The organism is Paenibacillus sp. FSL H8-0260 (genome assembly GCF_045040625.1).
In the GTDB taxonomy this organism is placed as follows: domain Bacteria; phylum Bacillota; class Bacilli; order Paenibacillales; family Paenibacillaceae; genus Paenibacillus_AQ; species Paenibacillus_AQ odorifer.
On the sequence record NZ_CP150298.1, the window covers coordinates 6048789 to 6063931 of the forward strand.

Here is a 15143-nt window from a genome sequence, read left to right on the forward strand (position 1 = left end):
GCTTGCCAAAAGAAAACGGATACACAATAGGTTTTAAGCATAGGGGAGACTAAGCTCCCCCGTTAAACTGTGATTAGCTCTTCACAGCACCAAGTGTCATACCTTTAACAAAATACTTCTGAATGAACGGATAAACCAACAGGATCGGTACGGTTACGACAATCGTAATCGCCATTTTGAGCGACTCCGGCGAGACCTGATTGGAAGCCAGCGAAGCAATGTTGGAGCGGTAGTCGCCTCCGTTACCACTGGTTGTGGTCTGTAGAACCTTCATCAATTCATATTGCAATGTGGTCAAGTTAGGGCTTGAACCATTGTACAGATAAGTATCAAACCAAGCATTCCATTGACCTACTGCTAGGAACAGCGCGATCGTTGCTAGCGCTGGCTTCATCAATGGCAGAATAACGCGGAAGTAGATAGTAAAGTCATTGGCTCCATCCAGCTTCGCCGATTCCTGCAGCGCATATGGCAGGCCGTCGATGAAGGAGCGGATAACGAAGACGTTAAAGGCACTAACCAGTCCAGGCAATACATAGACTGCAAAGCTGTTCATCATATGCAGATCCTTGATCAGCATATAGATTGGAATCATTCCTCCTGAGATATACATGGTCATTGCCAAGAATGTGGAGACAAACTTGCGACCTGCAAAGTCAGGGCGGCTGATCGTAAACGCCAGCATCGAGGCACTGATCAGTCCGAACAAAGTACCGATAATTGTCCGCAAAGCGGATATTTTAAACCCGGTGATTAATCCGGAGAAAGTGAAGATCTTTAGGTAATTGTCCCAGGTAAAATCCCGGGGATAGATGGTCACTCCACCGCGCACACTGTCCACTGAATCATTCAGTGAGATGGCAAGCACGTTCAAAAACGGATAAATCGTGATTACAACCACGAACAGTACTACAAAATATACAAAGAAATCAAAGATCCGGTCTGACCATGACTTTCCGGTGATAGCTGAATTTCCCACTGTAACGCTCTCCTTTCATGAAAAGGGCAATTTACTGCCACGATTGGGTAGAAGGGCCTTCTGTGCTACAGAAGGCTCTCTTTTGTTGTACGTTTGAAGATTCCATTAATCGTAAACAGTAGAATTACACTGATCACTGAGTTGAATATATTGATCGCAGTACCGTAGGAATATCTCGCCATGCCCAGTCCGTATTTCAGTGAATACAAGTCTAGCACTTGAGAATAGTCGGTAACGAGGTTGTTTCCGAGCAAGAATTGCTTCTCAAAGCCGATATTGAGCAAATTACCCACCGACATAATGAGTAGTACAGTAATTGTTGGGCGAATACCCGGAAGTGTAATATGCCATACCTGACGAAGCCTGCTGGCACCGTCTACCCGGGCCGCTTCGTACAATTCAGGCCCAATACCTGCGATAGCTGCAAGGTAGATGATGGCGTTCCATCCGGTCTCTTTCCAGACATCCGATAAGGTAACGATTCCCCAGAAGAGATGGCCCTGGGCCATAAACTGGATAGGTGCGTCTATGAATCCTATTCCTAACAAGATATCGTTTACAAGACCATTTTCACCAGATAACATTTTAGTTACAATCCCCGCTGCAACCACCCATGATACAAAGTGGGGCAAATACGAGACTGTTTGAGCAAATCTTTTAAAGAAGCCAAGACGCACTTCGTTGAGCAATATTGCAAACGTTATTGGAAAGATAAATCCTGCGACTAAGCCCATTCCACTCATCGCCAGCGTATTACGCAGCGCCAGAAGGAATTGCGAGTCACTGAACAGTGTCTTAAAGTGTTCAAAACCTACCCATTCTTGTTCAAAAAAACCACGTGCGGGCTTGTACTTTTGAAAAGCCATCGTCCAGCCCCATAATGGGAGATAACTGAAGACGAATGCCCAGATCACAAAAGGTATCGACATCATCCATAGGTACTTTTGATTCTTAAAGCTTCTCCAAAACCGTCCTCCTGAAGCAGGCTTTTTGTTGCGTGTTCGGGTATCCGGCGGGATTTGAGAAGTTACTGTGTCCGCTTTCATAAAGCCCCTCCTCTCTATGTCTATATTCTAAATCTCTGTAAGCGATTGCAGTACCCTATAAATTCGACCTAAAATCAGGTGAAAATTAGAGATTTAGAGCCCAAATAAAGCGGATACATCGTTGAAAACACTGAAAACAAACATGAATTTACTGAAAATAAAATTAAGTGAAATTATTTGATTTCATAAATCAATACGATACTTAATCCCCTGTCTATTTCACACAATTAATACTTCATCCCATAATTAAAAACGCCCCGAGCTAACGTTCTATGAGTGAACGTGGCCGGAAGCGAAGGCGCGGACTGAAATGACCTTATTTAAGCAAATTGCACATCTTATTGGGTTAGGCGGACTATAAAGACCTTATTCACTTAAAAAACCACCTTTTGGAGAACATTTGCAGCTAATAACGTACATGGAGTCCGATAAATCGAAATCGGACTCGAAATAGCCCAAATAACGACTCTGGAGTCCGTCATACCCGCGAATGAAAACTATAATGTGCTCTCAGATGAGGCGTAACAAGCATACCCGTAACCCCTGCCCTGCTCCTCAACGAAAACCTCCGTATGGTTCAATTAAAATTAATTACTTTAATATCATTAAAGCTAGAAAATATTACCTGATACATCAGTACTTCAACTATTTCAGATACATATTCCTTATACGCACATACCGAGTCGACATTATCTGTTGTACCTGCAATTTCTTTTCCTAAAGGAGGGTAATAGGAGAGCAATGAAAAACAAAAACATCAAGACATTATTATTGATTATCGCCGCAGTATTATTGACACTAAATTTATTTCAATTCAATAACAACGTAAGCCATAACAGATTAATGAATAGGCTGGACCTGAATCTGACATCAGAACTCGACGGTCTAAGAGTGGAATTAGAACGATCCTCAACACCAAGCATTCTTGCTGTAGAGCAAGCGAGTAAAGTTGCTGCCCTTTCGACGTATTCAACATTAGGGTTCGATTATGGATATACCTTGGAAACCAGAATACATGACAAATATGTACAAAATGAACCTTTTAAAGAGATGGATCAAATTCAAGAGTTACTTCTGGCCCTTCTAAAGGACCCTGCAAATCAAGAATTGCAACAAAGATTAGATTTATTATTAGTGAAGTAGCTTTAATGTAAGAAAAAAAGCCACAGCAAAAGCTCAGGTTATACCTGAATTGCAACTGTGGCTTTTTGGGCTTCTATTTTAGATGTTTTTGCGAAAAGAACTTGGGGAGAGTCCTACATATTTACGGAACTTGGCGTTGAAGTAATCGGGGTTCATGTACCCAACTTTCTCGGCCACCTCATATACTTTCATGCCTTGCGCTAGGAATTGCTTCGCCTTCTCAATCCGCACTTTGTCCACATACGTATTGAAGTATTCCCCGGTAGTGTTCTTGAACATTTTACCTAGATATGCGCTGTTGTAATTAAATAACTCAGATAAGGTCTCAAGCTTAAGGTTCTCATTGTAACGGCGGTTGATTAGCTCCGTAATTTTTTTGATCTCATTCCCTTTGCTGCCACTGGACATTTGATCGGCGATCTCCGCCATGAAATTAACGGCCTGCTCTTGCAGGTCTGCCAGATAATGACTATGGTAGAGCTCACCGATCGGCGGGGAATGCTTAGCGGCATTGCTGCGAATCTCTGGATAGACCGGTTCGAGACGGGCCAACACCGTACTGAGAATCCGCACAAATGTATCTTTGATCTGCTGCTCCTCACTGCCCGCAGCCAGTAGCTCCGCACAGATCGTATCCACCAGCGGTTCAATGGCCGCGCGGCTTCCGGTTTCAACAGCAAGCATTAGGCGGCTCTCCGCATCCTGCCCTTCTTCGGTGTACGCCTCCGCCACTCCAGGAAACAACATACCGGAGAGATCGGCGCTGATCAGAATCCCTTTGCGGTAAAAGAATGCCCGGCGCAGCAGTTCACGCGCCACTTGAAAAGACTGCGCCGCCTCTTCTGGTCCAGCTACTGGGCCTCCCGTTGCTGCGCTGAAGTCGTATCCCTCGCGGCAAATTAAGGAAGCAAGCTCTTCCATCAGCCGCTCCTGTTCCTGCTTTCCTGGCAGCGGCTCTTGCAGCAGGAATCCAATATATGGCGGCATCGTGAAAAACATCCGCTCTTCACTGCTGCCAAAATACTGTTCTACCGCGGCCTTAACGGCCCGCTCTCCTTCCTCACTGCCGCCCGCAGGCGCGAGTAGTTCGAGTAGGATCACTTCGACACGGTCTGATTTAAGACCCAGTGCTGCCGCCTGCTTAACAGGATCATTCTCCCCCTCCTCCGCAGTTGAAGGCTGCAGCAATGTACGCAGCAGGCTTTCGCGATTACGGGCAGGCTCCTCTTCATTCCAGCGGCTAAAGCGATCTTCCTGAGCGATCGTGACTCTGAGTTCCTCCAAATAGTTGATTAGCTCTTCCTCATCCACCGGCTTCAGTAAATAGCCGTCAATGCGGTAAGAAATGGCTCGTTTGGCATACTCAAAATCCGCATGACCACTTAAAATTAGCACATGGCTGGTCGAGCCTTCCTCGCGCAGCTCACCGATTAACTCCAGCCCGTCCATACCAGGCATGCGGATATCCACCACAATCAGTTCCGGATAAAAAATATGATATTTCTCCTGAGCTTGCAAGCCGTTGGCGGCCGTAGCCACCACCGTATACCCTAGCTCTTCCCAAGGGATTAGAGCCCGAAGGCCTTCCCGCAGCTTTGGCTCATCATCAACAATCAATACTTTGATCATAGATTTATGTCCTCCATTGGAATACGAAACGTAATAGATGTTCCTTCATTCATCCGGCTTTCGATATTCAGTCCATATTCAACACCGTAGGATAACTTCAAACGGTCGTGTACATTGCGCAGCCCGATCCGTGCCTCTTCCTGCTCATCACGAACCTCAAGGGTATAACGGATCTGCTCCAGCTTGTCCGGATTGATCCCGGCTCCATTATCGGTAATGGTAAAGACCGCATGATTCTGCTCACGCTTGATATTCACCGTAACCATTGCTCCATCCATCGTGTTGTCTAACCCATGAATCACCGCATTTTCCACAAGCGGCTGCACAATCAGCGGCGGGATGTAGAGTGATTCGACGGCAGGGTCTACAATAAATTGATATTTCAAACGATCCTCATAACGGAATTGCTGAATATCCAAATAACAACGAACCACTTCAAGCTCCTGGCTAAGCAAAATTTTACTTCGGCCTACCTCCAGATTACTGCGCATCATTTTGCCAAGAAGACGCACTACCCGTGCAATCTCCACTTGCCCTTTCATATGGGCCTCCATACGAATAGATTCCAGCGCATTGAACAAGAAATGAGGATTGATCTGGCTTGCCAGCATTTTAAAACGGATATCATTCTGTTTCTGTTCCAGCAGACTGTTCTGGTCATTAGATTCCTGTACCTCGTACATCAAATCATTAATACTCCGTACCATAGAATTGAACTGACGAGCTAACAGGGCAATTTCATCTTTGCCATCAATTTTTAATGAAGTGTCAAAATCACCCGTACTAACGCGGTTAATATGTCTGCTTAACTGCAATAATCGACGTGAAAATAATGAAGAGAAACTATATATGATTAAAAAGGCCAATAAAACGCTTACGGCAATCACGGTAATCGAAAGCTTAATCACCCGATTAGGTTCTTTGACTATACTATCAATAGAAAAAACAGAAATAATTCGCAGGGCGTTACGGCTGGCTTGTGGTTTAAGTTCTTCTATCACTATTTTGGAGGCTTCACCATCTACTTCTGCCTCATAGCTCCCGCTTCCTTGCCCCAAAAGCTTTGTATCAAAAGAAACATCTGCCAGTTTCTTTCCTGTCCGATCGCTCCGGTTCGCAGCAATGATATTATCCTGATCATCCACGATCATGGTATCAAATGATTCCTGGCTCAGAATTGAGGTTAGCTGGTGACTGTTTACATTAATAACGAGCACGCCAATTTTACTGGAGCCCTCCAGCTCGATTTTGCGGACAAGACTTAAATAATTCCGCTGATCACGCTCATCCTCTATATATTCCCAACCGACGAGGCTATCGTACCGCTGTGCTCTTTGATACCACTGGCTCTCCTTAATGGCAGACGAAGGATTGATCAGCTCCCAGTTGTTAAGCAGCGTAGCATTATCAGTGTATAAACGTATGTTGGATATGTCTTTATATAATCTTAGGTATTCACGCATATCAGTGTAATCCCGATAAGCCTCAACCACATCATAAGTGCTTACATACTGGCGTATGGCGAGTTTTTTCAGCCGGGCATCATTGGACAATCGATACGCTATATCTTGCGATACACCGATGACTTCTTCTGTTCTTTTTTTTACCCGATCTACGTTAATTGAAGCTTGCTCCAGTGCGTTCTCAAACGCCATGGTCCTCATCTCAATCGTAAGATAACCACCTACCAGTAATACCGGTAAAAGTGTAGTCAGTAAAAAAGCAAGCAGCAGCTTATTGCGGATTTTGATGTCATTCAGCACCTTAACAAACCATTGAAACATGGCCTTTCGCCCCCCGAAACCTTCACTATCTCATGTACAGGCTGCCACTACCTTGGAGATATTCCATACTTTACAGAAGAAAAATGAAAACGGCAACATTTTTGAATATTGCCGTTCATCACCTCTATAAAGAAGATGGTCTTTAAAAAGGCCTTCCGCCAGATGCGAAAGACCTTTTTTATATCTGACAGATTGATAAATGGCGTTTTATTGGCGATATGCAGCCAGCTTGTTATTCAATTCGCGGGTCTGGCCGTAAACTTCCTGATAGAGGTTGAATAGACCATCATAGATTGCCGTTTGTTTCGGATCTGGTTTATAAACATCAGCAGGACGGATAAACGCTTCTGCACATTCCGTAAGGGATGTGAACCATCCGCTTCCATAAGCCGCCAGCATAGCTGCTCCCATTGCCGGACCCTGTTCACTTTCCAGCTTCACGATGGATGCATTGAAAATATCAGCCTGCATTTGCAGCCAAGCCTCATTTTTAGCTCCACCACCAATTGCAATGATCTCTGTAATCTCTTTGCCTGACTCACGTACAATCTCAATGGATTCACGCAGTGAGAAGGTAATGCCTTCTAATACTGCACGTGTAAAATGCGTCAACGTATGCCCTGAATCCATACCAATAAAGCTTCCGCGAATATTCGCATCTGGATGTGGTGTACGTTCTCCTACAATATAAGGTGTGAATAACAGGCCGCCGCTGCCAGGTGGAATAGAGGAAACTCCGCTTAACAGCTCATCAAAGCTTTTGTCCGCCGCAAAGGTTTCTTTGAACCACGTAAGGCTATGACCAGCAGCTAGTGTAACCCCCATAATATAGTAGGCATCTTTTTCACCATGGTTAAAGAAATGGACTTTGCCTTCGAGATTCAAATCTTTATTGCTCTCATAAGAAAGAACTACACCAGATGTACCAATACTGCACATGGTCCGGCCTTCTCCCAATACACCCGCTCCGAGCGCGCCACAAGCATTATCTGCACCACCAGCAAATACCTTCGTTGAAGATAAAAGACCTGACGCTTCAGCAATGTCCGGCAATAAAGTTCCAGTCTGTTCAAAGGATTCTACCAATCTAGGACAAAGAGAAAGCGGAAGTTCAAAAGCCTCTGCGATTTCTGCACTCCATTCTTTAGAACCTACATCCAATAACAACGTTCCGGCAGCATCGGAGTAATCCATTGCATAATCACCCGTCAACCGATAACGAACATAATCTTTTGGCAGCAGGAACTGATGCGCCTGTGATAATACTTCTGGTTCATTCTCTTGAACCCACAGAATCTTAGGCAGTGTAAAACCTTCCAATGCTTTGTTTCTGGCGATATCGATCAACTTCGCTCCAAGCATCTTCTCAATCTTACGGCATTGTGCAGTAGTACGGGTATCATTCCAAAGAATAGCTGGACGCAGCACTTGCCCTTCTTTATCTACTAGTACCAATCCGTGCATTTGTCCGGAGAAACTTAGACCGTCTACTTGAGACGGGTCTATGCCTGATACTTCAATCAGACGGCGCAGGCTGACCAGCGTGCCTTTTACCCAATCCTCAGGATTTTGCTCACTCCAGTTCGGTTGGGGTCTGCTTAGCGGGTAGGACTCGGAATGCTCAAAAGCCACCTTCCCCTGCGGGTCCACTAGAACAGTCTTCACTGCACTAGTCCCCAGATCAACACCTATAACGTATTTCATTTTTGACCTCCTAAAAGTTTTGTTAGCATAGACTTCATTGAATTACTTCGAGCAAAACTTACTTCGTAAGCATCTTGCTTAGTTTTTACTACAAAAAGGGGGCTGCCGAAGAATGCTCTCTTCAGCAACCCCCGTTGCATTTGTTCAAACTCGACTCAAAGCCTAAGCTTCAAGCTCCCTATAAGGACTACTCAGCCAAGATGTATTGGTTAAGGGTAGCTCTCAGGTATTCTTGACGTCCGGATTGGTTAGGACGTGGGTTCTCATTGTTCAAAGCATATTCAGCCAAAGAAGCCAATGTTGCTTTACCGGAAACGATGTCTGCACCAACGCCTTCTGTGAAGCTGCTGTAGCGTTTGTCAATGAAATCTTCGAATACGCGATCTTCGATCAATTTAGCAGCAACTTTCAAGCCTTTTGCGTAAGTATCCATACCAGCGATGTGTGCCAAGAACAGATCTTGTGGCTCGAAGGAAGGACGACGTACTTTAGCGTCGAAGTTAATTCCGCCTTTGCCAAGACCGTCATTCTTCAATACTTCATAAAGAGTAAGTGTTGCATCGTAGATGTTTACTGGGAATTCATCAGTATCCCAACCAAGCAGTGTATCCCCTTGGTTAGCGTCAAGTGATCCAAGCATGCCATTAATACGAGCTACACGAAGTTCATGTTCAAAAGTATGACCTGCAAGCGTAGCGTGGTTAGCTTCAAGGTTCAGCTTGAAGTGCTTGTCGAGGTTGTATTTTTGCAAGAACGAAATTGTTGTTGCTGCATCGAAATCATATTGATGTTTAGTAGGCTCTTTTGGTTTAGGTTCGATCAGGAATTGACCATCAAAACCAATTTCCTTAGCGTAATCTACAGCCATGCTGAACAGACGTGCAATGTTATCTTGTTCAAGACCCATATCTGTATTCAGCAATTCTTCGTAACCTTCACGGCCGCCCCAGAATACATAGTTGCTTGCGCCCAGACGTTTACCAACTTCCAGACCTTTCTTCACTTGTGCTGCTGCATGTGCGAAAACATCAGCGTTAGGTGTAGAACCTGCACCGTGCATATAACGCGGGTTAGTGAACATATTAGCTGTATTCCACAGCAATTTCTTGCCGGAAGTCTTCATGCCTTGTTCAAGGATATCAACAATAGTGTCGATGTTGCTGTAGAACTCACGCAAAGATGCGCCTTCTGGTGCGATATCTACATCATGGAAGCAGAAGTAAGGCAGATCCATCTTGTCCATAAATTCGAATGCTGCTTCAGCGCGAGCTTTAGCCTTATCAAGACCACTCAATTTGTCCCAGCTGCGAATTGCAGTTTCAGCGCCAAACGGATCAGAACCGCCAGCAGTTAATGTATGCCAATAAGCCATTGCAAATTTCAGATGTTCCTCCATAGTTTTGCCGGCTACGACTTCTTTAGGATTGTAGAATTTAAATGCATAAGGGTTGGTGGAACGGCTTCCCTCGTAAGAGATTTTGTTCACTGTCTCAAAATAAGCCATTGTGTAATCCTCCTCATATTGTGCTACGCTAGCAAGCGTTTACAGCATCATCTTAACACATCTTTTTGACTTTGTATATTGGTTAAACAAAGTTTTTTTATAAAATTTCCGCCTCTTTAAGTCTCCCTTGTCTATCCGTTTAATATTCAAAAAATCCAACAAACATAGATTTCCTCTTTTCTGCCGATGTATTGCAATTTCCAGCACATCACTCTAGACTAAGTGGCATACAACAAAAGGGAACTATGCTAAAAAGGATGTGTGATTCGTGAAGGTTACCGGAGATCAGGCGCTGGTCAAAAAAATCAATAAATCGATCGTACTACATACTATTCGAAGGAACTCTCCGCTCTCGCGCGCCAAGGTTTCAGAGATGACCGGACTGAATAAAGCTACCGTATCCAATCTGGTGGCTGAGCTATGCGCTCAAGAATTAGTGACTGAAGTTGGACCAGGTCAATCCAGTGGCGGACGTAAGCCGCTAATGCTGCATTTTAACAGCATGGCCGGCAGTGTAATCGGTATAGAGCTACGGGTGAAGCAACTGACAGCCGTCTTATGTGATTTAAGTGGTGGCATTCTTTTCGAAAGCGATTTCTCCCTGGACAATCATGCTCTGCCTTATGTACTGGAACGGATGAAAAAAACAATTTCAGACTTGATTGATAAAGCACCTGAATCCCCATACGGTATCGTCGGCATCGGAGTAGGTGTCCCCGGGATGGTGGATGAGAACGGGGTTGTTCTTTTTGCTCCCAACCTCGGCTGGGAAATGGTCGACCTGCGGGGTATTTTGGAGGCGGAATTCGCGGTTCCAGTCACTATTGATAACGAAGCTAACGCAGGTGCACAAGGTGAACTGAACTTTGGGGCGGCAAAAGATGTTAGACATCTGCTCTATATCAGTGCGGGTTCAGGGATCGGATCCGGTATTATTATTGGCGGAGAACTGTACAAAGGTGCAAGAGGATATGCCGGCGAGACCGGACATATGACGATTGAAGCACAAGGCAAGCCGTGCAGTTGTGGGAGCCGTGGCTGTTGGGAGCTATATGCCTCGGAGAAAACCTATGACCATTCCGAGTTCTCCCTCCCTGCTCATACCACACAAGAACTGGTCCGTTATGCAGCCGCTGGACAAGAAGACGCCTTGCGCCACTTCTCATCTATGGGTGAATATCTCGGCATCGGAGTAACGAATCTAATCAATAGCTTTAATCCAGAGCTGATTGTCATCGGTGGAGCCTTATCCGAAGCAGAAGCCTGGTTAGGGGAGCCCCTTCGCCGGGTTGTAGCCGAGCGTACACTTCCTTATCATAAGCAGCAGCTCGAGATTACCTTCTCCAAGCTGGGCAGCCGAGGCACGATGATAGGCGCGGGGTTCTCTGCAGTTATGCATTTTCTAGGCGATATTCGGGTGACCGTTTAATGTAGTCTAATGGACAACGTTTTGCGGGACAGTTTCACGGGTGAAATTCAAGAGCGGATAGAATTGACGTAAAATTGCCGCATTTAGGTGGATCAAAAGTGCAGTAAAAGCAACTTAAATCCTATATAATAAAGGATAAGTTAGTGTGACATTTATCACTACAACCCCTTTTTTGAAATGGAGAGCGAGTCCATGACCTATGTTGATACGTCTGATATCTCGGCACAGATGTTCATCACTGTGTTGCTTTTTCTGCTCATTATTGCCCCTTTGATCAGTCTCGGTGTGCTCCGTTTTTTTCAAGCCAAAAAGAAATCAGGATTCATTCTGATCGGCAGCGGTGTTGCTGTATACGTCCTATTTCAGATCATTACCTCCTTCACTCAAGCTTAAATTGAACTTTGCGATTTACATCATAAAAAATAGCCTGCGCATATTAGCGTCAGGCTATTTTTGTATACTTAGACCACAAAAAGATCACCTCCAAAATGGAAGCGACCTTTTGCAATTTCCTCACAGAAATATATTTAATTAAACAGTCGCCAATGCTTTGTCGAACTGAGTTTTATTCATCCCCACGATTTTGTGCTCACCAATTACAGTTACAGGAACAGCTCTCATTCCCATATCCCAAACCTGCTGCGCGTAATCATCATTCTGCTCAATATTACGCTCTTCATAGGCTACGCCTTTTTCACTCAAAAAGCTCTTCACCTGACGGCAATGTGGACAATTTGTTGATGTATATACAATTACATTTTCCATCATTAGACCTCCTATGGAAGATTACAGTTATGTTACAGAATAACCGCGCTATGTTCCAGACTTTCAATGTATTTCTCAGCATCCATAGCTGCCATACATCCACTGCCTGCTGCCGTAATTGCTTGTCTATAACGGGTATCCTGCACATCACCACAAGCGAATACGCCTGGGATATTAGTTTCAGAAGTACCTGGGTTAGTCATGATATAACCTTCAGTATTAGTTGTGATTTGTCCACCCAAAAATGCAGTGTTAGGATGGTGGCCAATCGCCACAAACACTCCGCTTGCTTCAATGATTTCTTCTTGTCCGGTCTCATTGTTCAACACTTTTAGTCCACTCACGCCTTTGTCTCCAGAAGTTACTTCCAGAGGAGTACGATTCAGGCTCCAAGCTACTTTAACATTATCGCGAACGCGATCCTGCATGATCTTGGAAGCACGTAGCTCTTCACGACGGTGTACCAGCGTTACTTTGGAGGCAAAACGAGTCAAGAAACCCGCTTCCTCAAGCGCAGAATCCCCACCGCCAACAACCACGATCTCTTTATTACGGAAGAAGAATCCATCACAGGTAGCACAGGTGCTTACACCGCGTCCCACATTATCCTGCTCGCCTGGGATACCGAGGTATTTTGCCGTAGCGCCAGTCGAAATGATCAGGGTATCCGTCGTAAGAACACCCAATCCTTCAACATTAAGCTTAAAAGGACGCTCTCCAAGTTCTACACTGTTCACCCAACCCGTACGGAATTCCGCACCAAAACGTTCAGCTTGTTTACGCATATTATCCATTAAGTCTGGACCCATAATTCCATCAGGAAATCCCGGGAAATTCTCCACTTCTGTAGTGGTGGTCAATTGTCCGCCAGGTTGAGGTCCTTCGATTACTAGTGGGTTCAAATTGGCACGAGCCAAGTAGATAGCAGCAGTCAACCCCGCCGGTCCGGTTCCAACAATTATTGATTTATACATATCTATATCCTCCTTGAGTTAGACGGCAGTGACGTCGCTTCTTATTTAAAATAATTATAATGTAGTCTTAATTATGCTAACTGAAAGCAAAAATGTCAATAAGCCAGACTCCCTCAGGGAAAAATCATTTGTGAACAATTTAATTTTTGGCAATAAATAATACACAGTAACATCACTGACCTCTTACCGCAACAATCGCAGCCCATTAAGAATAACCAATATCGTACTGCCTTCATGACCGATCACGCCAAAAGGAAGGGCGATGCCCTGCACAAAGTTACTGATCATCAGAACCGCGATTACTGTTACAGCAAAAATCATATTTTGCTTCACAATACGCTGTGAGCGCCGTGCCAATGAAATGGTCGAGGCGATCTCTTCAATATTATCATTCATAAGCACTACATCGGCGATCTCAAGCGCTGCACCACTGCCTTTCATGCCCATTCCCATACCAACAGTCGCTGTAGCCAGAGCAGGCGCATCATTCACACCGTCACCCACCATCACAACATTACCGTGCTTTTCACGAAGCGCCTTAATATGCTTTACTTTATCCTCTGGTAAAAGGTCGGCAAATACTAAATCTACTCCGGTTGAAGCCGCAATAACTTTTGCTGTAGCTTCCCGGTCACCCGTAAGCATAGCCACTTTAATCCCCAGCTCCTGCAGCTTCTGCACTGCGGCTTCTGCTTGTGGGCGAACTGTATCCTGCAATGCAATCATACCTGCAATATGCTCACCGTCCAAAATAATGGAGACAGTCTTCCCCTCTTCCGCCAACTGCTGCCGTTTAGTTCTCCAGAATGCAAGCTCAGAGTTCATCGCAGATGAAATCAGCTCATCCAGTAAATTGGACTTTCCAATTTTCCAGAGATGCCCGTCAACTTGACCTTCAATTCCCCAGCCAGTGATGGTTTTACTTTCCTGCACTCCCCGCAGCTCCAGATATTCTTCCTCAGCTTTACGCACAATGGCTTCCGCCAATGGATGGCGTGACATATGCTCAATGGATGCGCTAATCGCCAGTAATTCTTCCCGGTTGTAGCCTTCAGCTGCAATAAAGTCTGTCACCTGCGGAGTTCCCTCTGTAAGGGTCCCTGTCTTATCAAAAGCTACAACAGAGGTCCGGGCCATATTTTCGAGGTGGACCCCGCCTTTAAATAAAATCCCTTTTCGCGCACTTTTGGAAATGGCCGACAGCATCGCAGGCATAATCGATGAGACCAACGCACAAGGCGAGGCTACTACAAGAAAAACCATCGCTTTATAAAAGGTTGCGCTCCAGCTCCAGTCCAGCAAAAAGGGTGGAAGGAAAATAAGAGCCACAGTCGAGGCAACGACTACCCGTGCATAGATGGCTTCCAGTCTTTTAATGAATCGCTGTGAGTTTGGAACATCCGACTCTGCTTCTTCTACCATCTTAATGATCTTGGAAAAAAGTGTGTTCTCTGCTGATTTCGTTACTTCAATATAAAGTGGACCTTCTCCATTGACCGTACCTGCGAATACTTCGCTGCCGGCACATTTTTCAACAGGCACTGACTCTCCTGTAATGGAAGCCTGATCTACTGCCGATTCTCCTCTGTACACCTTACCATCTGCAGGAATAAGATCCCCTGGACGTACAAGCAACAGATCTCCAATTACTAACTGATCGATAGCTACCTCGTTCATGCTTCCTTTCTCAATCCGCATGGCTGTGGCAGGTTTCAAGGCCATAAGTGAGGAAATATCCTTCTTACTCCGTTCCATCGTATAGCTCTCTAAAGCTCCACTAAGCGCAAAAATAAAGATGAGCATAGCACCTTCATTCCAGTACCCAATGGTAGCTGCGCCTAGTGCGGCCGCAATCATCAGCAGGTTCACATCGAGATCACGTTCTTTGACGAGCGTCTCAACGCCTTCTTTGGCTTTGTTCCAGCCACCAATGGTATACGAAATAACATAAAGTACTATAGAGAAAACTTCTGACCAGCTGCCCATAGCCCAAGCAAAAAGCATAAGTACTCCGCTGCCAAGCGCAGCCTGCATCTCGGAGTTGCTGAGCATGGCTCTCAGATCGAACCGGCGTTTTGGAGCGCCTGGTTTCTTCATGCTGCCGGAGATTGAGGTTTGCTGGGGTAAATGTTTTGATGTTGCTTGCATAATAATCACCATCCTGAAAGTTTTGTGTAGGATTACTT

12 protein-coding genes are annotated in these 15143 nt (G+C 45.1%); 3 read left to right on the forward strand and 9 right to left on the reverse strand.

Annotation, left to right across the window (positions count from 1 at the left end; translation table 11 throughout):
- Positions 1-73 precede the first annotated feature (73 nt).
- Both MHI51_RS26830 and MHI51_RS26835 read right to left on the reverse strand, forming a co-directional pair.
- Entirely contained in the window at positions 74-979 is a 906-nt protein-coding gene (locus MHI51_RS26830) for a carbohydrate ABC transporter permease (protein WP_076128700.1), read from the reverse strand.
- Between the two features lie 65 nt (positions 980-1044).
- Positions 1045-2025, reverse strand: a complete 981-nt coding sequence (locus MHI51_RS26835) for a sugar ABC transporter permease (protein ID WP_076100584.1) — start codon at positions 2023-2025, stop codon at positions 1045-1047.
- Positions 2026-2766: 741 nt separating this feature from the next.
- Here MHI51_RS26835 and MHI51_RS26840 point away from each other — a divergent pair.
- A complete protein-coding gene (locus MHI51_RS26840; protein WP_076277147.1) occupies positions 2767-3168 on the forward strand; it encodes a hypothetical protein in 402 nt (133 codons plus the stop codon).
- 78 nt (positions 3169-3246) lie between these two features.
- On the opposite strand, the gene MHI51_RS26845 is transcribed toward MHI51_RS26840, so the two are convergent.
- The 4 genes from MHI51_RS26845 to xylA form a co-directional block, all read right to left on the reverse strand.
- Positions 3247-4797 carry a response regulator transcription factor gene (locus MHI51_RS26845; protein ID WP_076219215.1) on the reverse strand — a complete coding sequence of 517 codons (1551 nt, stop codon included), beginning with the start codon at positions 4795-4797 and terminating at the stop codon, positions 3247-3249.
- Positions 4794-6581 carry a sensor histidine kinase gene (locus MHI51_RS26850; protein WP_076219214.1) on the reverse strand — a complete coding sequence of 596 codons (1788 nt, stop codon included), beginning with the start codon at positions 6579-6581 and terminating at the stop codon, positions 4794-4796. The genes MHI51_RS26845 and MHI51_RS26850 overlap by 4 nt, the downstream gene beginning before the upstream one ends.
- 207 nt (positions 6582-6788) lie before the next feature.
- Positions 6789-8285, reverse strand: a complete 1497-nt coding sequence (xylB, locus tag MHI51_RS26855) for a xylulokinase (RefSeq protein ID WP_405173384.1) — start codon at positions 8283-8285, stop codon at positions 6789-6791.
- A gap of 187 nt (positions 8286-8472) precedes the next feature.
- Positions 8473-9789 carry a xylose isomerase gene (gene xylA / locus MHI51_RS26860; RefSeq protein ID WP_076128712.1) on the reverse strand — a complete coding sequence of 439 codons (1317 nt, stop codon included), beginning with the start codon at positions 9787-9789 and terminating at the stop codon, positions 8473-8475.
- Positions 9790-10057: 268 nt separating this feature from the next.
- Between xylA and MHI51_RS26865 the strand changes: the two genes are divergently transcribed.
- Together MHI51_RS26865 and MHI51_RS26870 are read left to right on the forward strand one after the other, a co-directional pair.
- Positions 10058-11218, forward strand: a complete 1161-nt coding sequence (locus MHI51_RS26865) for an ROK family transcriptional regulator (protein ID WP_076179356.1) — start codon at positions 10058-10060, stop codon at positions 11216-11218.
- A 192-nt stretch (positions 11219-11410) separates the two neighbouring features.
- Positions 11411-11611, forward strand: coding sequence for a hypothetical protein (locus MHI51_RS26870; RefSeq protein ID WP_036680251.1), 201 nt, complete (start codon positions 11411-11413; stop codon positions 11609-11611).
- Between the two features lie 138 nt (positions 11612-11749).
- Here the strand turns inward: MHI51_RS26870 and MHI51_RS26875 are convergent, their stop codons facing one another.
- The 3 genes from MHI51_RS26875 to MHI51_RS26885 form a co-directional block, all read right to left on the reverse strand.
- Complete coding sequence (locus tag MHI51_RS26875) at positions 11750-11983, reverse strand: glutaredoxin family protein (RefSeq protein ID WP_076128716.1); 234 nt, start codon at positions 11981-11983, stop codon at positions 11750-11752.
- A gap of 32 nt (positions 11984-12015) precedes the next feature.
- Positions 12016-12957, reverse strand: a complete 942-nt coding sequence (trxB, locus tag MHI51_RS26880) for a thioredoxin-disulfide reductase (RefSeq protein ID WP_076128718.1) — start codon at positions 12955-12957, stop codon at positions 12016-12018.
- Positions 12958-13140: 183 nt separating this feature from the next.
- On the reverse strand, positions 13141-15105 hold the full coding sequence (locus MHI51_RS26885) for a heavy metal translocating P-type ATPase (protein WP_076277145.1): 1965 nt from the start codon (positions 15103-15105) through the stop codon (positions 13141-13143).
- Positions 15106-15143: the final 38 nt, after the last annotated feature.

Coding starts and splice junctions, on each gene's coding strand:
- MHI51_RS26870 (WP_036680251.1), top strand. CDS start 11,411: ATGACCTATGTTGATACGTCTGATATCTCGGCACAGATGTTCATCACT.
- MHI51_RS26875 (WP_076128716.1), bottom strand. CDS start 11,983: ATGGAAAATGTAATTGTATATACATCAACAAATTGTCCACATTGCCGT.
- xylA (WP_076128712.1), bottom strand. CDS start 9,789: ATGGCTTATTTTGAGACAGTGAACAAAATCTCTTACGAGGGAAGCCGT.
- MHI51_RS26835 (WP_076100584.1), bottom strand. CDS start 2,025: ATGAAAGCGGACACAGTAACTTCTCAAATCCCGCCGGATACCCGAACA.
- MHI51_RS26845 (WP_076219215.1), bottom strand. CDS start 4,797: ATGATCAAAGTATTGATTGTTGATGATGAGCCAAAGCTGCGGGAAGGC.
- MHI51_RS26885 (WP_076277145.1), bottom strand. CDS start 15,105: ATGCAAGCAACATCAAAACATTTACCCCAGCAAACCTCAATCTCCGGC.
- trxB (WP_076128718.1), bottom strand. CDS start 12,957: ATGTATAAATCAATAATTGTTGGAACCGGACCGGCGGGGTTGACTGCT.
- xylB (WP_405173384.1), bottom strand. CDS start 8,285: ATGAAATACGTTATAGGTGTTGATCTGGGGACTAGTGCAGTGAAGACT.
- MHI51_RS26840 (WP_076277147.1), top strand. CDS start 2,767: ATGAAAAACAAAAACATCAAGACATTATTATTGATTATCGCCGCAGTA.
- MHI51_RS26850 (WP_076219214.1), bottom strand. CDS start 6,581: ATGTTTCAATGGTTTGTTAAGGTGCTGAATGACATCAAAATCCGCAAT.